The following is a 20,880-nucleotide window of genomic DNA, read 5'->3' on the forward strand; positions in this document are numbered from 1 at the left end:
CCAGAAATGGATGGTTACACCCTTACAACGGCTATCCGCCAAGACCCAAATCTGAAAGATATTCGTATTTTGCTGCATACCTCAATGAGTGGCACCTTTAACAATGCATTAGTTGAAAAGGTTGGCGCCGATAAATTTATTGCCAAATTCGCCCCCGATGATCTCGCAATCACCGTTCAAGCGTTACTGGAAGAATGGCGGGATAAGGATAAGGCCGCAGCAGAGTAAGGTTGTACACATATAAAAAAGCCCCGTTTAAGGGGCTTTTTTATGACTTCCAAAATAGCGGCTTACGGACCAAAACCACCGGCAGGCATTGGAATAACCTGATCCTTTTCGGTCACCATATCGGCCTTGGCACGCATCAGGTTGTTGCCAACAAACCCACCCAAGCGATAAACCCAGGGTTCAACTTTGTCATTAATTTCTGCAACTTCCTGCTGTACTTGCTCAGGCGTTTTTAACACATCAAGGCTTGCTATGGCTTCCGGTACTTCAGGCACAGCATCCGGGGCATATTCAGCTTTGAACGTGGAAAAGTAAAAACCATCATTAAACGATGTCTGAGCAATCACCTTTAAGCCATCATAAGTAAGAAATTCTGCTCTAACAATCTCAGCATCACCACGGGAAAAGCCATCAACTGGCTGAACATCTTCCAGACGCATTTGGAATAATGACCCGGCAATATCATAGCCAAGCTGTTCATAACGAAATACGGTATCTTCACGATCTTCCGGCGTGCCAAATTTATCTTTCTGACCTAAGTTCACTAAGGTTGCAGTATCGCCATTTGGCTGAATGATATCTACTCTGGCAACCCGTTCACGTGCAATGTCCATAATCAGGGCATCAATCCAGTTGAGCATCATCGGACTGAACTGAAAGTACCCCTCAACCAGATAACTGCGCTCCTCATTAACTCGGCGCAGATAGAACTGTTGTGGACCAGAGGTGTTCGCACTTAAATCGCGTGCTTCCCCTAGAACCAGACCGGCCACTTCCAGCTGGTCTTTGAATAATTTAATGACAAATGAACTGCCACCATCTTCTGCACCTTCCACGCCCAATACTGGATACAGCTCAGGATCATCCGTTTTCAGCTCAAGAATTCGGGCATCGGCCAAATCAACCAGCATCCTTCTAACCAAATCTTCATCGGCTGGATAGTTATGATAATCCGCAATGAACCATTGCTTATCATCACGGCTCAGGCTGAATTCATCCTGCTCACTTTTAAATGTGATTTTATCCACATCACTTAGCTGTTCAAATAATTCAGGAAACAGTAATGAAAAGTCATCACTGGTATCTTCGGCTTTATATATGGTGATTAACATCCACACCACCATCACCGCAGTGAGGATGGCGAGGATTGAAAGACTATTAAGTTTTTTCAGCATCTGTAGAACCTGTCTGTTCAGTTTGATACAAGCGTCATTTAACGCATGCAGAATTTACGATTGGAAACGGCCTCGAGTACGCTTACGCACTCTTAACCAGCCGGTAATCAGTGCCAGTATGGCCACCACAATCGGAATCAATCCGATATTGATGAACTTGACCAACGTTTCCAACTGATCGATATCTTTACGCAGGTTACCTTTTACCGCCCGCAATTCTAATTCGGTACGATCGGCAATCGCCCTGAATTCAGCAATTTCTTTCTGTTGCTCTGGCGTCATGATTTCGGCACCAGAACCATTCCGCTCCACCTGCATGCGAGCGATACGCTGACGGGTTTGCTGTAATTTGTTTTCAAGTTCGCGTTCTTTCGCCCGGTAGAGTCTCTCAGCTTCACGTTGTAAAGCTTCGACACGGACAAATGGACGAGTGAAACCAGTACGGGAACGTACACTGATCAGTCCCTCAGCGCCTGTTAACTCTTCGATAGCGTTATGTACAAAGTCGATGTTATTGGAGGTATTAAAGGCTAAATCCTCACCATAGAAATCCTGCATAATGACCCAGAAACGATCATCCAGCATATCCACATCAGCAATTGCAATCACATCAATACCATTTTGGGATTCATTCACATGATCAGGCATTTTCACCATCTTGCCACCATCGGCTTTGACACCATCAGGAAACGCCGAACGCGACTTGCCTTGAATACGAACTGCTAACGGATAGCTGATTGTTCCTTGCTGGTACTTAGTTAATAAAGCCACTGGATCATTACGGAACTGCACCACCCTTTTATCCACCAGCATAGCCTCATCACTGGAACTCAATAGAGGGGTTACTTCAGTAGTCTTGTCATCCAGAATTTTAAAATGACCTGCAGTTGCCACATTGAGCTTACGTAACTTTGAAGTTATACGCTGCTCAGAATTCATGTTTTCCTGGGTCAAAGCATTCCACAAGACATATTCAATCGGCTGATTATTACTTTGTGCCCCAAAATCCACTTCCCGAGCTGTTTTTCTATCCGCAACCACATCAGAAGCATCACGTTCAACGCCCCAAGTATTCAGCAACTCAGGCATATTTGAGCTACGGTTTGCGACCATTGCTGCCATCGGGTTATCAGGATCTTTCTCCGGTACATCAACTTCAGCATATGGATCCACAAAGGTAATTAATTTTCCACCCTGCAACACATATTGGTCTATGGCATATAAGGTTTGTTCAGGTAATTCCTTGGGATGCACAACCATTAGCAAATCAACTGATGATGGAATACGACGAATGTCTTCCGGTAAGACCGAAACATTAAACATCTCACGCAATTTACCCATTACCGCCCAGGGTTTAGCACCACCTTCGGTATCCAGCTGTCCTTTAAGGGGATCGTAATCTTCCCCATCAATTGGCAATGAACTCATTACTGCCACATTTTTACGCTCTACGTCAGATAGTTGATAAACCATTCTGGTCAGATCGTATTCCAAAACATCTTCCATTTCCGGTTGAAAGAAACGGATACGTTCCAGACCATCCAGAATATTGGTACCGGCTACACCGAAAAATAGTGGATCCGGCTCACCTTCGATGGGAATCGATTGCAGACCATATTGCTTTGCTCGCTGCTCATGATCGGTGAAAGGTTTTGGATTAATAATTTTGACCTGAATCATGCCGTCTGAGGCGCGTTGATATTCCATCAACAGCTCCTGAACGCGTTGAGCATAGGCTTTCAATGATGGCAAAGCCTGAGCTACCTGCTCGGAATAGTAGAACCTTAACGTTATAGGCTGCTGTAACGAAGACAGAATGTTCAGCGTACCTTCAGATAAGGTATACAGTTTGTCTTCAGTCAAATCGACCCGAGCAGATTTAAAATTGCCATTTACCACAATAATAAAGGCAATAAAAAGAATAACGGCCAGAATCAAACCGGTTTTGGATAATAATTGTTTATTCATTGCTGACGGGTGCTCCTAATCGGCTTTACGTGCATTCACTATCAAGGCGTTGGCAAACAACCAGATAGTGATAAGCGCTGCGAAATACAATATGTCACGTAAATCAATTACCCCTTTGGAAATCGCATCAAAGTGGGTCAGAAAACTAAATGAACTGATCGCATCAACCAGTGGTTGTGGAGCCCAGCTACTAAAGAAATCCAACACAATGCCATAGCCCGCCAGCACAAATATCAGGCTGACAATCAAGCTCAGCACAAACGCAATAACCTGATTTTTAGTGGAGGCTGAAACACAGGAACCAATGGCCAGAAAACCACCCGCCATCAGGAAGCTGCCGATAAAACCGGTAAAAATCACGCCGTTATCTGGATTACCCAGATAATTCACCGTGATCCAAAGCGGGAAATTGAGAATTAATGCCAGACCGGTAAACGCCCACGCAGCAAAGAATTTGCCCAGAACAGCTTCAAATACCGACACCGGCAAGGTCATTAAAAGCTCAATCGATCCACTTTTACGTTCTTCGGCCCATAAACGCATCGAAATTGCCGGGATCAGCAAAATGTATAACCAGGGATGTAACGAAAAGAAGGGATATAAATCGGCTTCGCCACGAGCAAAGAAATTGCCCACATAAAACGTCGAAAAACCTGCCAGTAACAAAAAGATTATGATAAAAACATAGGCAACCGGGGTGGCGAAGTAACCACCGAATTCACGTTTCATGATGAACCAGATATTCAGCATATTCATCATTTAACTCCTGCAGTTCTAGGCAAAGTGATACTGCGGAAAACCTCATCAAGGCGACCGCTCTCAGCGTAAAGCGAAGCAATTTCCCATCCCTGTTCGCGAATTTTTTCTGACAGGGCGATAGTGATATAGGCGCTGTCTTTTGGGAAAACCCGGATACCATTACCCGCCATCAGTAATTCAGTTTCCGCAACAAAATCCAATTCGGCGACATACTGCAGCAGTTTGGTGTTATCAACTTCGTTGACCGACAGCACGACTGCATTGTGATAGCGTGATTTTTGTTCCAATTCAGCGGGCGTTCCATCAAACACGACTTTACCGCTGGCGATCACTACATTACGGGTACACAGAGCATTTACTTCTTCAAGAATATGCGTAGAGATAATGATGGCTTTGTCTTCTGCCATTTCATTAATGAGCGTACGTACTTCATGCTTTTGATTCGGATCTAAACCATCAGTCGGTTCATCCATTATCAATACGGGCGGGTTATGCAGAATCGCCTGTGCCAGACCAACACGACGCTTGTAACCTTTCGACAAGGTTTCTATCGGTTGATACATCACATTAAGGATTCGGGCGCGTTCTGCGGCGGAAGCTACTGCACGTTTTTTATCCGCTCCGGACAATCCACGGATATCAGCAATAAACTTAAGGAAGCTGTCCGGCGTCATATCAGCATAAGCTGGTGCACCTTCGGGCAAGTACCCCAGATTCGCTTTTACCGAAATAGGATCCGTTAAAACATCATAACCACAAACTCTGACCGTACCGCGAGTGGGTGCCAGAAAGCCGGTTATCATCTTCATTGTGGTGGATTTACCTGCGCCATTCGGGCCCAGAAATCCAAGTACCTCACCTTTACTGACCGAGAATGTCACACCATCCACAGCCCGTATCTCGCCAAAATGCTTGGCCAGATCTTCTATCTCAACTCTGAGTGTCATACTTAAAGCGTCCCCCGCTTCATCAAAAGCATCTTCAAACCGGCCATTATTCAGCTCAATCAGGCCTTACGTCAAGCTTAATACCGCAAAGCTTTCAGGAAATTATCCTGCACAATAACGGGAAAGCTCTCCCGCTAAGCCTTAAGGCTTGTTTCTCTTTCAGAGCCACCAATGCTGGTGGCTATTTTTGTGTCCGACATGGCGGAAAGCACGCCGTGTAGACTTGCTGCATAAGTGAATGAAATGAGTCTGGAACTCATTTGAGCACTTAGCTGGACGCGTAGCGGTGAAATACAGGGATGTATCTCACAAACCGCTCTCTTCGCGCCTTGATTGTTGCACTTTCAGGCACAACTTAGGCAGAGATTAAAGATCAACAGACCCTAAACATTTTTTTGCTGTCAAAAATACGCTATGGTGGAATCTGACAATTAATTTTTCTGGATGTTTTATGCCCGCAAACTCTTTTTTTCAGCGCAGTCGTCAGTTATGGTGGAATTTTATTGATTCCTTCCGAGATCCTGACAGCCGTCGGCAGATATCCAAAGCTCTATTGATAGCGATCGCCGTCATTCTGGTATTTTTTATTGTCATTATGTTGTGGTGGAGTAACCCACCCAGTGCTTTTGATCCTCAGGTTAATGCTCGGGAAATCGCCAGCGAAAAACAGCATGATATGGTCACCGGTTACACCTCTACCGCCACCTTGATTACTATTGCCAATACCTTGCTTGATAAGCCCGGTGGCTATTTGACCAACGACGTAATGCCTCCTTCCGTTTGGATGGACAATATGCCTAATTGGGAGTTCGGTGTTCTGGTACAGATTCGTGACTACTCACGATCGCTACGTAATGATATTAGCCGATCACAATCACAATCAGCAGAAGATAAAGACCTGATCATTGCCGAACCACAATTTAATTTCAATTCGGATTCATGGCTGTTCCCTCCCACAGAAAGTGAGTATCGAGACGGCATCAAAGCATTGGAAAGCTATCTCGCCCGTCTGGCGGATCCACAACGTGACGAAGCACAGTTTTATGCACGTGCTGATAATCTGGCAGCATGGCTGGGGATGGCAGAAAAACGCCTGGGTAGTCTGTCTCAACGCCTCAGCGCCAGTGTAGGACAGGTTCAGATTAATACAGCGTTGGCAGGCGATCCTGAAGCCCATCAGTCAACCCTGACTTCACCTGAACGCGTCACCAAAACACCCTGGTTGGAAATAGATGATGTGTTTTATGAGGCCCGCGGTTCAATCTGGGCAATGATTCATTTGCTTAAAGCAGCAGAACATGATTTTGCCGATGTCTTACAAAAGAAAAACGCGCTTATCAGTCTGCGCCAAATCATTCGTGAACTCGAAGCCACTCAAGCAACCGTATGGAGCCCGATCATTCTTAATGGTAGTGGTTTTGGCCTGTTTGCCAATCATTCACTGGTCATGGCGTCCTATGTCTCCAGAGCCAATGCCGCAATGATTGATCTGCGACGATTACTTGAACAAGGTTAACCATTAGCTTTTGGATCTCTATCTTTCAGACAAGTTCTCATGGCAAGGTATTCTTTAACCTCCATATGAAGTTCGTTTAACTTAACGGCAAAGTTACGTTTTGGCAGGGAAAGATTTACATAATGTCATTATTCAATGGCCTTAGTCAGCTGCAGGTCGGGCATGGGTGGCTATCCCACCCAGCCAGATAGGATTAGGTTAATTGATGGTGAAAGCTCTGCCAATCGGGTTAACGGTGATAAGCATAAGTGATGCTGAAGTTAGGGATTTTGGCAGAGGGTTTTAGTCAAAAACAACAAGCACAACACCCATGTCCAGAATCCATCGGCAAGTAAACACACAAGCTTCTCACCCGCAAAACCTATAGCCACCCCTAGTACAGTTTTGACAAACACATTTACACTCATCGATATATATGATGGAATATATTGAATTTTTGGTCTGTCGAGATATTAAAGATGAAACGCTTCTTTATTCTGTTATTTTTCAGCTTACTGCTGAGCACCACGGCTCATGCCGAAAAATTGCTCAAACTTTCTACAACAACGAGTACCGATAATACTGGCCTGTTAGCTGTATTAAATAAAGCCTTTACAGAATCAACTGATATTAATGTTGCGGTGATTGCAGTTGGTACCGGCCAGGCATTAAAGCTTGGTGCCAATGGTGATGTCGATGTGGCACTGGTGCATGCCCCCAAAGCTGAACTTGAATATGTCAACGATGGTTACTTTATTGACCGTCGTTATGTGATGTATAACGACTTTGTCCTAGTTGGCCCGGTGAATGATCCCGCTGAAATTGCTTCCGCTGAAACTATCACTGAAGCCATGCAAAAAATTGCTCAATCCGGCAGTCGCTTTGTTTCAAGAGGAGATGATTCCGGCACCCATAAAAAAGAACTGCAACTCTGGAAAACCGCCGATATCAATCCCTCAGGCAAATGGTATGTACAAGCCGGTCAAGGTATGGGAGCAGTACTGAAAATCGCCGATGAAATGTCGGGATATGCCTTAACAGATCGGGGTACACAAATTGCCTACCAGGAAAAAATGCAGTTAAAGCTACTTTTTGAAGGCGATGCACAGCTATCCAATCCTTATCATATTATGGCGGTTAATCCTGAAAAACATCCCCACGTTCAATTTACTATGGCCAAGAGATATATGGATTTTATGACGGGGGCTGAGGGTCAGCGCATCATTGATAACTTTAAGGTTAATGACCAGACATTATTCTTTACCACTACCCCAGCTGCTGAATAATTTCAGCCAAATTTCCTGAATGAAATCATTAGTCTGAAAATAACGCTAACTATCGTTATATATACAAGAATACATTGAGAAATATAAACGGAAAAAAAATGACTCCATCTAAACTAAAACTCAGCATCATTATGCTATCTCTTGCTTTAACCTCTATCGCCAATGCCGAGTCGACTTTTAACTTGGGGCGTATTGAAGTCAATGCAACACAACCACTCCCAGCACTCGGTTCGGCAACCATTGATGCGCAAACCATGCGGGATGAAAATCGTGAAACTGTCACCGAAGCGTTGGACAGAATGCCAGGCATTACCGCTAATAACATAGGCCCCCGAAGTGAACAAATGGTGTTTGTACGGGGATTTGATTTACGCCAGGTTCCGGTTTTTGTTGATGGTATTCCAATCTATATCCCATACGATGGTTATGTAGATTTAGGCCGGTTTACGACATTTGATTTAGCCGAGATAAATGTTTCAAAAAGCTTCAGCTCAGTTTTATATGGCCCAAATACACTTGGAGGCGCAATTAATCTGGTGAGCCGAAAACCTACTGAGAAACTTGAAGGTGAAATCGGAGCCGGATACGACGTGGGTGATCAAAGCGGCAGTGATGGTAAACGTAGCTGGCTTAATCTTGGCAGCAATCAAGGTTTATGGTATGCCCAGCTAGGTGCGAGTTACCGTCAACAAGACAGTTTTTCTTTGTCTGATGATTTTAATCCTACCGAGGCTCAGGGCACTGCCCTGCGTAATAACGCTGATCGCAAAGATACCAAGATCAATATCAAACTGGGTTTAACCCCAAATACAACCGATGAATACGCTATCGGCTATGTCAAACAGGACGGTGAAAAAAATACACCTCCCTATGCCGGTAATAATCCCGATGTACGTGTTCGCTATTGGCAATGGCCTTATTGGGATAAAGAGAGCGTTTATTTCCTGAGCAATACTGCTATTGGAGACGATAGCTATCTCAAGACGCGTCTGTATTACGACAGCTTTGATAATCTGCTTTCAAGTTTCGATGATGACACTTACACCACACAAAACCGTCCTTATGCATTTGATAGCATTTACGATGATGAAACCTACGGTGCCAGTATTGAATTTGGTAAAACGCTTGGCCGACACGATGTTAAGCTGGCTGCACATTACAAGTTCGATGAACATAAAGAAAACGATCTCGGCGAGCCGGTCAGAACGTTTCAGGACAAGACAGTTTCATTTGCCATCGAAGACACTATTCGTCTAACACAAAGACAATATCTGGTGGCTGGCGCAAGCTATGACAGACGCCGGAGTGATCAGGCAGATGATGTAGCCACTGGCCAACCTTTTGAAACCAATGATACGGACTCATGGAACCCGCAAATCGGTTACTTCATCGACATTGATGATCGTAATGAAGCCCGTCTGACCTTATCGAAAAAATCGCGTTTCCCTACCATTAAAGATCGGTATTCCTATCGGTTTGGCTCTGCCTTGCCCAACCCAGGCCTTGACGCTGAGCAATCCAGAACCATTGAAACTGGCTGGGTACATAAAGTTGGTACTACCGCCCGTTTTGAGGCAGCGGTGTTTTACAGCGATATCAAGGATCTGATTCAGGAGGTCAGCGTGACCTCTAACCTGTTTCAATTCCAGAATGTCGGCGAGGTCACTGCCAAAGGCATGGAATTAAGCAGTGACTTCTGGCTTGGCGATTGGGAGTTTGGCGGTCATTACAGCTATCTGGATCGTGAAAATAAAAGCTCTGATCTCAAACTGACAGACGTGCCACGCCATAAAGTGTTTGTTTATGCCTCCTGGCATATTACTCAACCTTTCAGCGTTTCGGCGACCAGCCAATATGAAAGCGAACGTTACACCACTACAGATGGAGAACGTCGAGCCGATTCATTCACCACTGCTGGACTACGTGCCAGTTACGCCTTTGATAAAGGTGTTACTGCCAGAATGGGCATTGAAAACCTGTTTGATAAAAATTACGCATATCAGGAAGGTTTCCCGGAAGCAGGCCGCACTTATTACGCTAACCTTAGTTATCAATTCTAATGATAAAAAATCTGCTTACCTGCACTCTGGCCTGTTTGTTGCTCCTCTCTGGAGTAGCAAAAGCAGTCACTCTGAATGTCATGACCAGCTATCCACAACCTGTTGTGATGGTGATGCAGCAGGCATTTGAAGAGGCTCACCCCGATATCGAACTGAATATTCTGTGGCGCAGGCCGCATGATGCCTTATCGTTGCTGCTACAAGAAGAATCGGCAGATGTCGATGTGATCTGGATGCCTTCCGTTCGAACCTTTTTGAGCTTAAAAGCGCATGAAAAATTAGCGCAGCTCAAATTAAACCGTGAAGGTTTGCCAATATTACTGGGAGAAACAGCGATATCGGATCCACAAGGCTATTTCATTGCAACGGAAATTGCCGGATATGGCTTATTCTTTGAACCAGAAAAACTGAAACAAGCTGGACTGGTGGTTCCCAACCAATGGCAGGATCTGCTGGCCGCCGAATGGCAAGACAATATCGCTTTACCGATTCCATCCGAAGTGAGCTTTGCCCATATGCTTATCGATCAGCTGTTACAGGCTGAAGGTTGGCAAACCGGCTGGAATCAATGGCAACAGATTGCAGCGAATAGTCACTTAATGGGCCGTGGTGGCATGTTCACTACTGAAGCCGTTTTAGCAGGTCAAGCCAAAGTGGCTTTTACCATGGATTTTTTTGCTGCCACCAGTATCGCCAACGGTGCCAATGGCAAGTTTATCTATCCAAAACAAACGGCCTTTAATCCAGCTCATGTCGGCATATTAGCCAAAAGCACTCAACCCGAAGCAGCTCATACCTTTGTTGACTTTCTTGTTTCCGAGCAAGGACAGTCGTTATTACTGCACCCCGATTTACGCAAATTACCGGTTCGCCCCAGCGTTTACAGTGAGGCACCAAACATGCAAAACCCGTTTGCTGGAAATATCCTCCATCAATATGATTACCAAACAGGATTGCAACGCCGGGAGTACAACGCCGTGGTGTTTGATGCGGCGATTACCATGCATCATGACAAGTTAAAACAAGCCTGGCAGCAATGGCATCAATTGCAGCAAAACGCCAATGCTGATCAGCGGGCAGCATTAGCTGAAATAAAAACCGTTTTGCAACAGTGGCCATTGAAAGAACCTGCGATGGATGAAGCTATAGTACAAGACTGTGCCCAGCGTCATGATGATGACGAAAAACAGCAAAACTGTGAGGAATTTAAATCAGAGCTTGCCCAGTCATTTGAAAGACAATATGACAAAGCGCTTAATATGCTGGCGCAATTTAACGCAAAAACATGATCCGTCTGATAGCCCTTATCAGTATCGGCATAGTTTTGTCGGCAAAAGTGTATGCCGATGATTTACTGGAAACCACTGAGCTAAGTCGTCGAGCATTATCAATGCCGATGGCATTATTGGATAGCGAACAAAAGCTGGGACAATTCGCCGCTGGTCGCAGCCTGTTTAATCAGATGTGGGTTATCGCCCCCTCTAATGATGCAGATATTGATGGACTTGGGCCGCTGTATAACAGTATTTCCTGTTTAGCCTGTCATCCTGGAAATGGCCGGGGCCGGTCGCCCGATGGTCCTACAGAAAAAATGCGTTCCATGCTGGTCAGGCTAAGTGTTCCGGGCGAGAATCCTTTTCATAGTAAGCCACACCCGGTTTACGGTGGGCAATTACAGGAATTCGCTGTCCCCGGCGTGCCCTCAGAGGGCAGAGCCGAGCTTCATTATGAATATTCCACCATCACGCTCAGCGAGGGTGAAACGGCCATTTTACGGAAACCATCGATTCAGCTGGTCAATCCTGGGTATGGTGATTTTGGTGAGGTACTGACATCAGCAAGGATTGGGCCGGCATTAGTGGGAATGGGACTGATTGATATGATTGATAAACAGGAAATTGTCAGCTGGCAGGATCCCAATGACGCAAATGCGGATGGCATATCCGGACGGGTCAATTGGATATGGGACGACATCATGCAAACCCGGAAAATAGGACGCTTTGGCTACAAAGCCAATATTGTTTCGCTTGATAGGCAAACTGCCAATGCATTCCACGAAGATCTGGGGCTCACATCAGCGTTATTTCCAGATGAAAACTGCAGTGCGATTCAGCATGACTGCCAAAAAGCCGTTTCGGGTGGTGAGCCTGAACTTACATCAGAGCAGTTACATGCCGTCAATTTTTACCTGAAATTTCTAGCGGTGCCCGCTCCACGAAACCCAGATAATCCAGAGGTTACTCGGGGGCGAGCTGTCTTTGATGAGGCCGCTTGTGCAGCCTGTCATCGTCCACAGATCCGAACTCAGGAAAATACAAACCCCAAGGCATTTGCCGATCGTTTGATTGCACCTTACAGCGATTTTTTATTACATGATATGGGTGAAGATCTGGCAGATAATCGTCCAGATAACGGCGCAACAGGAACTGAATGGCGTACAGCACCATTATGGGGAATCGGGCTTGCAGAACAGGTCGGTGACAAAGTTGGATATTTACATGATGGTCGGGCCACAACGTTGCTTGAAGCCATTCTCTGGCATGGTGGTGAAGGTCAGAAAAGCCGCGATGCGGTGATCAACATGCCCAAGTCTGATCGTGATGCCTTACTGGAATTTCTCAACTCTTTATAAAAAAACGATGAACACATACATGAGCACTCAAACAATGTTGCGAATTCTATGGCTGACAATAATGATGCTTGGACCTCTTAATACGGCCAGAGCCGATGTCATAACACTTTATGCCGCAGGTAGCCTGAAAACTGCTCTCAGCGAAATATTGAACGACTATAGGCACCTGCATGATATCCAGATTAATAGTCAGTTTGGGCCAAGTGGATTATTAAGGGAAGCGATTGAAACTGGGGAAACCGTCGATATTTTTGTCTCGGCCAACATGGCTCACCCACAAACTCTGGCCACTCAGGGGGGCTGGGGAGAAACGGTAACACTACTAACCCGGAATCAACTGTGCGCTTTGGCTCAACCTGATATTAAACTGACCAACAACAATTTTTTGGAAACTTTGCTAGATAAAAACATTCGATTAGGGACTTCTACTCCCAAATATGATCCCAGTGGGGATTATGCCTGGGAAATGTTCAACAAAGCTGAACAGATTTATCCGGGGAGTTTTAAGATACTGAGCAAAAAAGCCCGGCAATTAACTGGTGGGCCCGACAGTCCCAAAGCACCTGAAACTCGAAATCAATATGCCTGGGTAATGCAACAATACCAAGTGGATGTGTTTCTGACTTATTGCACCAATGCGGTATTGGCAAAACAAGAACTGCCTGAACTGCAGATAATTCAACTACCAGACAATCTGGCCGTAGGGGCCGAGTATGGTTTGATCATCCGCCAAGGCGCACCCGACGCTACAAAAAAACTGGCGATGTATATGCTCAGCCCCGAAGCACAGAGCACATTACATCGCCATGGTTTTACCGCTGATTAAGGTTAAGTTGCTACGTTAGAACGCCCACTGGCTGCGAACCTGGAATACATCGGGTTCCTGACCATCAAACGTTCCGCCATCGACATCCAGGACATGTACGTAATTCGCTGAGAACCGTAACATCGGCACGGGATACCAGTTCAGCCCCAAGGTCATTGAATCGGCTTCTCCACCTTCAATTGCACCATCATTCAGATCCAGTGAGCTGTAACGCATAGCGACTTCCCATGCACCGATGCCACCATCACCTACGCGACGATTAGGTTTGATACCACCAAAAACGCCGTTTTTATAAGGACGGGATTCACCGGTAAGCAAATAGCTGCTTTGCAGATACCAGCCATCAAAATCAGCATCGCTGATATTGTCACGTTCAACTGAAGCACGAATATATTCTGCCTGGGCAGTAAAAGGTCCCATTACTGTGGCAAATTCCAAACCACTTTTCAGCATCGTGTCAGCGTTTGTCAAAATATCTGTATCAACTATGCGAACACTTGAGACATTTGTTTCAGAGGCCTGACTGAACCGCACCTGATTGTTCGGTTGCAAATCGCGGTAATTAAAACCTAAACCGAGATGAACCAGTTTACCGGCTTCATTAATCGGTGCCAGCGTTCCACGTGTACTCCAGCCCCAACCTTCGTCCTCAGTACCACCTGTATTACCAACAGTATCGCCCATCAGAGCTGCAGCCAAAGTCCAGTGTTTGCTGTTACGAGCGCCCATCAGACCGACATGCCGTCCGGCATTAAAGGCTGTGGGTAATGCCCGCTCCATAAACATGGTGTTATTGGCACTGGTCATATAATCCAACGTAAATGGGTCTTTGAAATTACCCGCCATGATTTGATAGTTTTCGAATCCGTTATAGCTAATAAAGGCATCGGTAATACTGTCGTTATCAAACTCGTATTCCAGTTTATAACCCCAATCGCGATACAGCTGACCGGCGATATACAAACGGGCACGACGGATATCCGTACCATCCCCCATATCCGGTGAACCACCATAAGCGGCGGCATCAACCTGTAGCCGTCCACCAACTTTTGTAGAAAACTGACCGTCTCGGGTTTTTAACGATAAACCGCCATTGGTTGATATTTCAATATCTGAGGGTTTGGTTGCTTCAGCCAGCTTTTCATCTATCTCTGCTTTTTCCTGCTCTTTAGTGGCTTTGTTTTCAGCAAGTTCGCCCATCAACCGACCGTATTGTTCGTCAGTTACCATGCCATTTTCATGCAGCATATTTATCAGCGTCTCCAGTTCCGATGCCTGAACCGAAAAGCTGAGAGACAGGCCGATAGCAGCTGTCAGCAGGTGTTTTTTGAATAGCATTAGTTTGTTCCTTTTTTATGGTCGAAAATCTTCTGTAATATTATCGACACATTTGGAACCAGCATTAATATTTCCGATCAAAAAAAGCAGTAATATTTTGCTATTGTGATGAAGTTCTAATTTACTAAAAACCCTGCAACGAAATAAGCGTTTAACCTCGTCTTTAAACAACTTAGTCAACTCCTGATTAGCTTTTTTGTGACTGTTTAAACACCGGGAATGAGAGATATTATTAATTTAATCTCCAGATAATTATGTAACCTCAAAACTCGCTTATGATAATTGTAATATTTCAGCTAAAACGCCCATTGGCTGCGTACCAGAAAAATACGCGGTTTTAGTCCTGCATTTGGTCCACCATCAACATTCAGAACATTAATGTAATTGGCAGAAAATCGAAGCATTGGCACCGGATACCAGTTCAGCCCAAAAGTGAGACTGTCTATTTCGCCACCAATAATATCTTCATCAGTTAAATCCAGGGTGCTGTAGCGGGCAACCAGTTCCCAAGCGCCGAGACCGCCCTCACCCACAAGATGATTTGGTTGTGGACTGCCGAAATCGCCATTTTCATAATTCAACGAATCATTGGTCAGAAAAAAACCGCTTTGAATATGTCCCCCGGAAAATCCAACATCCTGTCCCACGGTTCGCCGTACATCGGTCATCATGTACTCAGCCTGAGCAGACCAGCGATTTAGTACTGCTGCCCATTCCACTCCGCTTTGGGTGTAGGTCCGTGCGCCAGAAATAATACCGGTATCAACAATATCAAAGCCGGCCACCCGGGCTTCGGGCTGCTCATCAAATCTCAATGTCGCCTGATCATTTAAATGCCGGTAAAAAGAGGCCAATCCAAAATGTAAAACCTTATTGTTATGATTGACGGGTGCCATGGTGACACGAGCACCAACACCCCATCCTTCATCATTTCTCTGCCGCTGTTCATTGGCATCATCACCGAAAATCCCGGCCGCAGCACTCCAATGCTGTCGCTTGGTGTCAGCCATCAAACCGATATAACGGTCGCCACCGAATGCTCCAAGTAAGCTGCGTTCAATCAACTGCGAATTGGCCGAACTGCTGCGATATTGCAGACCCAAGGGAATTTCCATTAAGCCCATTCTTAAACGAGCGTTAGAAAAACCTGTGTAACCAATATATGAATCTTTTAATTCACCCCCATCCGTGAAATCGTAATCCAACTTGAATATCCAATCGCTATAGATTCGCCCCGACCAGGCCAGGCGAGCACGACGAATGTTGGTTCCATCGGCAATATCAGGCGCGCCATCATAATCGGCGGCATCGATCATTAAGCGCCCTCGCAGGCGGGTTTCAAATTGACCATCAGTCGTTCTGACGCGTAACCCACCTTTAGTGGTGACTTCCACTTCAGGCGGCTGAGTGGCTAATTCAAGTTTTTCTGTTATTTGCTGTTTTTCTTTTGCCGATTGCTGTTGGTTCTGCTCCAGCTCTGCCAACAAACGACCATACTGTTCTTCGCTGACCATGCCATTTTCATGCAACATATCAATTAATAAACGTAATTCAGAAGCGTGGCTGACCAGTGGCAAACCGAGAAATAATACAAACAGCAGTTTTGAAGCAAAATTGGACATTGAATAACTCAGCGTTAAGTTGCGGTATTCGGGAAAATAATCACCCGAAAACATAGGAAAAAATCCTATTGTCAGTTTAGGCAACAGTTGCTGAATTCAAACTTAATTTTGTGAATAAAGAAGTGGATTGAAGAATTTTTTATTTATATAGAACGTTGCCAGTGACCTGATTTACCACCGGCTTTTTCCTGCAGACAGACGTCGGAGATCACCATGCCGCGATCGACCGCTTTACACATATCATAGATAGTCAGCAACGCAACCTGCACCGCAGTAAGGGCTTCCATTTCCACACCGGTTTGGCCGGACGTAGCGACTTCAGCCTGACAATTAACGGCATTGTTTGCTGCATCAACTTCAAACTCAACAGTCACTTTGCTTAATGCCAGCGGATGACATAGCGGAATTAAATCCGAGGTGCGTTTGGCCGCCATAATGCCAGCGATGCGGGCAATCCCCAACACATCACCTTTTTTATGATTGCCCTGCTCAATCAGTTTCAGCGTTTCCGGCAACATGATAATCCTTCCGCTGGCGACGGCCTTGCGCTGCGTCACTGCCTTATCACCGACATCGACCATATGTGCTTCGCCAGCCTGATTAAAATGCGTTAATTCTGCCATTTTGGGTGTTATCCTTATGTTTTGATCCAGGAAACAATCAACCAGATGTCTATTCAAGTCAAATTTTTTGCCAGCCTGCGAGAAAGTCTGGGACAGAGTGAGACCACAGTAGAACGGGCTTCCACTGTGTCCGAAGTTTGGGACCTGGCGACGCAATCAGCCACCCCACCAAATAACTTACTGGTCGCCGTCAATCTTGACTACGCCAATATGCAAAGTCAGGTAAATGATGGTGATGAAGTCGCTTTCTTCCCGCCGGTCACCGGAGGTTAATCATGACCACGCACATTCTTGATGAAGACTTTCAGCCTTATCAATGGCTCAGCGAGTTTTCTCAGCAGATGCCTGCAGGCAGAGATGGCGCAGCTGCCAGCTTTATCGGAACCATGCGTGATTATAATGATGAAGCTACCGTCAGAACCATGACGCTGGAACATTATCCCGCCATGACTCAGCGTTATCTCGAACAATTAGAAAAACAGGCTAAAACCGACTGGCCGTTAAATGATTGCCTGATCGTGCATCGGGTAGGTGAAGTGTTCCCTGGTGAAGCCATTGTGTTAATTGGTTGCTGGTCAGCCCATCGCCGTGCAGCTCTGGATGCCTGTAATTGGCTGATAGAAGAGCTGAAATACAAAGCACCATTTTGGAAAAAAGAACAAAACCAGAGCGGCGAACGCTGGGTAGAATCCAATACTGATGGTTTATAGGAGCTGACAATGATTACCGGAATGTATGCCGCTTTGGCCGCTCTGATGATTGTTGCGCTAGCCCGAAATGTCATTAGTCTGCGGCGGCAACATAAAGTAGCTTTAGGCGATGGTGGCCATCAGGATTTACTTGCTGCAATTCGTGCTCATGCCAATGCCGTTGAATATCTGCCGATTGGTTTGCTGCTGTTATTACTATTAGAACTCAGCCAGGGTCCCGCCTGGTTAATTCATTTACTGGGCAGCCTGTTTATCATTGGTCGACTGATTCATGCCAATGGCGTCAGCAAAGCCATCATTACTCGCCGGATTATTGGTATGCAATTCACCATCTGGCTGCTGATCATTATGGCCGTGTTGAATGTGTTGGCTTTTGTCGGTATTCAATTACCGGGCTGAGTCGTCGTCATCCAATCCCAACTCTGACCAAATCGCATCAACCCGAGCGACAATCGCCGGATCTTTCTCAATCGGTCTGCCCCACTCACGGTTGGTTTCACCGGGCAGTTTATTGGTGGCATCCATTCCCATTTTGGAACCAAGTCCCGATACCGGTGAGGCAAAATCCAGATAATCAATCGGTGTGTTTTCAATCAACACCGTATCCCGAGCAGGATCCATCCGGGTGGTAATCGCCCAGATCACATCCTGCCAATCGCGTACATTCACATCATCATCGACGACGATCACGAATTTTGTATACATAAACTGCCGTAAAAACGACCACACTCCCATCATCACCCGTTTGGCATGACCGGCATATTGTTTTTTCATGCTGACCACTGCCATACGATATGAACAGCCTTCAGGTGGCAGATAAAAGTCGACAATTTCCGGAAACTGTTTTTGCAGAATCGGCACAAATACTTCGTTAAGTGCCACACCCAGAATCGCCGGCTCATCGGGTGGACGACCGGTGTAAGTGCTGTGATAAATCGGATTTTTACGTTGAGTAATTCGCTCAATGGTAAAAACCGGAAAGCTGTCGATTTCATTGTAATAACCGGTGTGATCACCATACGGCCCTTCCGGCGCCATATCGTCCGGGTAGATAAAGCCTTCCAATACAATCTCGGCTTGGGCAGGCACTTGCAAATCACTGCCGATACATTTCACCAACTCGGTTTTGCTACCGCGTAGCAGACCAGCAAACGCATATTCAGAAAGCGTGTCTGGAACGGGGGTCACAGCACCTAGGATAGTCGCCGGATCACAGCCCAGCACCACAGCTATAGGAAACGGTTCGCCGGGATGCGTTTGCTGCCATTCCTTAAAATCCAATGCCCCACCACGATGCGATAACCAACGCATAATCACTCGGTTTTTACCAATCACCTGCTGACGATAAATACCCAAATTCTGCCGGGTTTTATGCGGCCCTTTGGTGACCACCAAACCCCAGGTAATTAAAGGTGCCGCATCTTCCGGCCAGCATAATTGAATGGGATACTCAGCCAAATCAATCGCATCACCCTCAATCACCTGCTCCTGACAAGGGGCTTTTTTCACCACCTTCGGGCCCATATTCAACACCTGCCGAAAGATCGGCAACTTATCCCAGGCGTCTTTCATACCCTTAGGTGGTTCAGGCTCTTTCAAAAAAGCCAGCAACTTACCGACTTCACGTAACGCCTCAACCGAATCCTCCCCCATCCCCAATGCCACCCGTTTAGGCGTGCCAAACAGATTCGCTAATACCGGAATTTTGCTGCCCTTCGGGTTCTCAAACAAAATCGCCGGACCACCAGCACGCAACACCCGATCACAAATCTCCGTCATTTCCAGATGGGGATCTATCTCGGTGGTAATGCGTTTTAGCTCGCCCTGTTTTTCCAGGTTGGTGATGAAGTCTCTTAGGTCAGTGTATTTCATATCGTTGGTTTTATTCTTGTAAATGTTATTTTAGGTTAGCACTTTAAGCCTATCTATAAGACTTCAGGGATATTCATTTAATCCTAGTCAAATAAAAAAATTAAGTTCAACCTAAAACAGTTAAATTAAAAATGATAATAATTATTCAGTAGACTCCGGATAAAACTTATGAGTATCAGTACAGCAATCAATCTATTTCTGGAAGAATACCCTGTTGCCCTAAAACAAAAATTTTCAGGTCACCCTGTAGCTGATTTTATTAGAAATGAAATCCCATCTACCTTAAGAGAGTTACTTGCATTTGAAGACCGCTACATTGTCCATGGAAGTGCAGGGCAAGGTAATTGGGTGAAGGTGCCATGGATAGCAATATATGACCGCTTCGTAACTGAATCTGCCCAGGAAGGCTTCTATCTTGTCTATTTAGTAAAAGAAGACTTCTCAGGAGTCTATTTATCACTAAACCAAGGGGTAACTACCGTCCGTCAATTATACGGTTCAGACGCCAAAGTTGCACTTAGGGCCAGGGCCTCAGACTATATAGCTAGGCTTGGAAAAATACCCAATGAATTTATATCTGGTTCAATTGATCTTTCAGTGAAAAAACCATCAGATTTAGGGGCTTTTTATGAAGCTGGGGCAATTTGTTCAAAATTTTATAAACGAGGGAAGATTCCTGATGATAAAACATTGGAAAATGACCTGCGAGAATTAGTTAATTATTATTTTCGCTTAGTTATTAAAGATCTAAGCCCTGCATCTTCAATTGCAATTGAAGAGGATGAACAAAATCTAAACCAGGAAGATCTGACAAAAATTAGAGAACATAAACGCATTGAGCGAAATAGAAAACTATCAGAAGCCGCCAAAAAAATTCATGGATACAAATGCAAAGCATGTGGTTTTGATTTTTCAGAGAGATATGGAGAGATTGGGAAAAGTTACATCGAAGCCCATCATTTAACTCCCTTGCATACCCTGAAGGGGCAAAAGGTCACTTTAGATCCTAAAAATGATTTTTCTGTACTTTGTTCGAACTGTCACAGAATGATTCATCGTTCGGAGTTTGTTGATAAAGTGGAAGAATTTAAAGCTAATTATTTAAGTTGAATATAGACGTAGTTTAATTGAACAAGTAAACCAGGTTTTTAATTGTGGACTAAAGCCCACTGTTCATTTTTTGCGTGGCCAAAAAACGAACCAAAAAAGGCCAGCCCATACTCGCCCTGCGGGTTCCCTGCGCTTCTCGATCTGGTCGGGCATGACGGAAACTCCCTTCGGTCAAACAGCCGTCATGCTACTCCGACCAGCTCTGCGATGCTCGGCTTCGTATAAGGGC

At 45.4% G+C, this 20,880-nt stretch carries 18 protein-coding genes and 1 pseudogene; 11 read left to right on the top strand and 8 right to left on the bottom strand.

Annotated features, from left to right (window positions below):
- Positions 1 to 228 (top strand): annotated as a pseudogene (locus B3M51_RS04645) (chemotaxis protein CheV); the annotation flags it as partial.
- A 62-nt stretch (positions 229 to 290) separates the two neighbouring features.
- Here the strand turns inward: B3M51_RS04645 and B3M51_RS04650 are convergent.
- The 4 genes from B3M51_RS04650 to B3M51_RS04665 are packed head-to-tail and all read right to left on the bottom strand — an operon-like array spanning position 291 to position 5,077.
- Complete coding sequence (locus B3M51_RS04650) at positions 291 to 1,403, bottom strand: DUF4340 domain-containing protein (protein WP_292356402.1); 1,113 nt, start codon at positions 1,401 to 1,403, stop codon at positions 291 to 293.
- A 54-nt stretch (positions 1,404 to 1,457) separates the two neighbouring features.
- On the bottom strand, positions 1,458 to 3,371 hold the full coding sequence (locus B3M51_RS04655; protein WP_292356404.1) for a Gldg family protein: 1,914 nt from the start codon (positions 3,369 to 3,371) through the stop codon (positions 1,458 to 1,460).
- Between the two features lie 15 nt (positions 3,372 to 3,386).
- On the bottom strand, positions 3,387 to 4,127 hold the full coding sequence (locus B3M51_RS04660; protein ID WP_339775511.1) for an ABC transporter permease subunit: 741 nt from the start codon (positions 4,125 to 4,127) through the stop codon (positions 3,387 to 3,389).
- Positions 4,127 to 5,077, bottom strand: a complete 951-nt coding sequence (locus B3M51_RS04665) for an ABC transporter ATP-binding protein (RefSeq protein WP_292479317.1) — start codon at positions 5,075 to 5,077, stop codon at positions 4,127 to 4,129. The genes B3M51_RS04660 and B3M51_RS04665 overlap by 1 nt, the downstream gene beginning before the upstream one ends.
- A 451-nt stretch (positions 5,078 to 5,528) precedes the next feature.
- Here B3M51_RS04665 and B3M51_RS04670 point away from each other — a divergent pair, with 451 nt between their 5' ends.
- The 6 genes from B3M51_RS04670 (at position 5,529) to B3M51_RS04695 (ending at position 13,376) form a co-directional block, all read left to right on the top strand.
- Positions 5,529 to 6,593 (top strand): DUF2333 family protein, encoded by a 1,065-nt coding sequence (locus tag B3M51_RS04670; protein ID WP_292479318.1) that lies wholly within the window; start codon positions 5,529 to 5,531, stop codon positions 6,591 to 6,593.
- Positions 6,594 to 7,051: 458 nt separating this feature from the next.
- On the top strand, positions 7,052 to 7,858 hold the full coding sequence (locus B3M51_RS04675; RefSeq protein ID WP_292757171.1) for a substrate-binding domain-containing protein: 807 nt from the start codon (positions 7,052 to 7,054) through the stop codon (positions 7,856 to 7,858).
- A 98-nt stretch (positions 7,859 to 7,956) separates the two neighbouring features.
- Positions 7,957 to 9,918, top strand: a complete 1,962-nt coding sequence (locus B3M51_RS04680; protein WP_292757173.1) for a TonB-dependent receptor plug domain-containing protein — start codon at positions 7,957 to 7,959, stop codon at positions 9,916 to 9,918.
- Complete coding sequence (locus tag B3M51_RS04685) at positions 9,918 to 11,207, top strand: ABC transporter substrate-binding protein (protein ID WP_292757175.1); 1,290 nt, start codon at positions 9,918 to 9,920, stop codon at positions 11,205 to 11,207. Before B3M51_RS04680 ends, B3M51_RS04685 begins: the two co-directional genes overlap by 1 nt.
- Entirely contained in the window at positions 11,204 to 12,550 is a 1,347-nt protein-coding gene (locus tag B3M51_RS04690) for a di-heme oxidoredictase family protein (RefSeq protein WP_292757177.1), read from the top strand. Before B3M51_RS04685 ends, B3M51_RS04690 begins: the two co-directional genes overlap by 4 nt.
- A gap of 19 nt (positions 12,551 to 12,569) precedes the next feature.
- Entirely contained in the window at positions 12,570 to 13,376 is an 807-nt protein-coding gene (locus B3M51_RS04695; protein WP_292757179.1) for a molybdate ABC transporter substrate-binding protein, read from the top strand.
- Between the two features lie 15 nt (positions 13,377 to 13,391).
- Here B3M51_RS04695 and B3M51_RS04700 read toward each other — a convergent pair whose 3' ends face one another.
- From B3M51_RS04700 to moaC, 3 genes are all read right to left on the bottom strand, one after another.
- Positions 13,392 to 14,714: an OprO/OprP family phosphate-selective porin gene (locus tag B3M51_RS04700; RefSeq protein ID WP_292757181.1), complete on the bottom strand. Its 1,323-nt coding sequence runs from the start codon at positions 14,712 to 14,714 to the stop codon at positions 13,392 to 13,394.
- A 296-nt stretch (positions 14,715 to 15,010) separates the two neighbouring features.
- A complete protein-coding gene (locus tag B3M51_RS04705; protein ID WP_292757183.1) occupies positions 15,011 to 16,390 on the bottom strand; it encodes a porin in 1,380 nt (459 codons plus the stop codon).
- An 89-nt stretch (positions 16,391 to 16,479) separates the two neighbouring features.
- On the bottom strand, positions 16,480 to 16,959 hold the full coding sequence (gene moaC, locus B3M51_RS04710; RefSeq protein WP_292479330.1) for a cyclic pyranopterin monophosphate synthase MoaC: 480 nt from the start codon (positions 16,957 to 16,959) through the stop codon (positions 16,480 to 16,482).
- Between the two features lie 45 nt (positions 16,960 to 17,004).
- Here moaC and B3M51_RS04715 point away from each other — a divergent pair, with 45 nt between their 5' ends.
- From B3M51_RS04715 to B3M51_RS04725, 3 genes are read left to right on the top strand one after another with little or no spacing between them, the layout of a single operon-like run.
- Complete coding sequence (locus B3M51_RS04715) at positions 17,005 to 17,232, top strand: MoaD/ThiS family protein (RefSeq protein WP_292479331.1); 228 nt, start codon at positions 17,005 to 17,007, stop codon at positions 17,230 to 17,232.
- Positions 17,233 to 17,234: 2 nt separating this feature from the next.
- On the top strand, positions 17,235 to 17,669 hold the full coding sequence (locus tag B3M51_RS04720) for a molybdenum cofactor biosynthesis protein MoaE (RefSeq protein WP_292757185.1): 435 nt from the start codon (positions 17,235 to 17,237) through the stop codon (positions 17,667 to 17,669).
- 9 nt (positions 17,670 to 17,678) lie between these two features.
- Positions 17,679 to 18,068: an MAPEG family protein gene (locus tag B3M51_RS04725; RefSeq protein WP_292757187.1), complete on the top strand. Its 390-nt coding sequence runs from the start codon at positions 17,679 to 17,681 to the stop codon at positions 18,066 to 18,068.
- Here the strand turns inward: B3M51_RS04725 and ubiD are convergent.
- Positions 18,057 to 19,541, bottom strand: a complete 1,485-nt coding sequence (gene ubiD, locus B3M51_RS04730) for a 4-hydroxy-3-polyprenylbenzoate decarboxylase (RefSeq protein ID WP_292757189.1) — start codon at positions 19,539 to 19,541, stop codon at positions 18,057 to 18,059. The two genes, B3M51_RS04725 and ubiD, sit on opposite strands and share 12 nt — an antisense overlap.
- Before the next feature lie 168 nt (positions 19,542 to 19,709).
- Here ubiD and B3M51_RS04735 point away from each other — a divergent pair, with 168 nt between their 5' ends.
- Positions 19,710 to 20,651, top strand: coding sequence for an MrcB family domain-containing protein (locus tag B3M51_RS04735; protein WP_292757191.1), 942 nt, complete (start codon positions 19,710 to 19,712; stop codon positions 20,649 to 20,651).
- Positions 20,652 to 20,880 lie beyond the last annotated feature (229 nt).

The sequence above is a fragment of the Methylophaga sp. UBA2689 genome (genome assembly GCA_002354555.1).
In the GTDB taxonomy this organism is placed as follows: domain Bacteria; phylum Pseudomonadota; class Gammaproteobacteria; order Nitrosococcales; family Methylophagaceae; genus Methylophaga.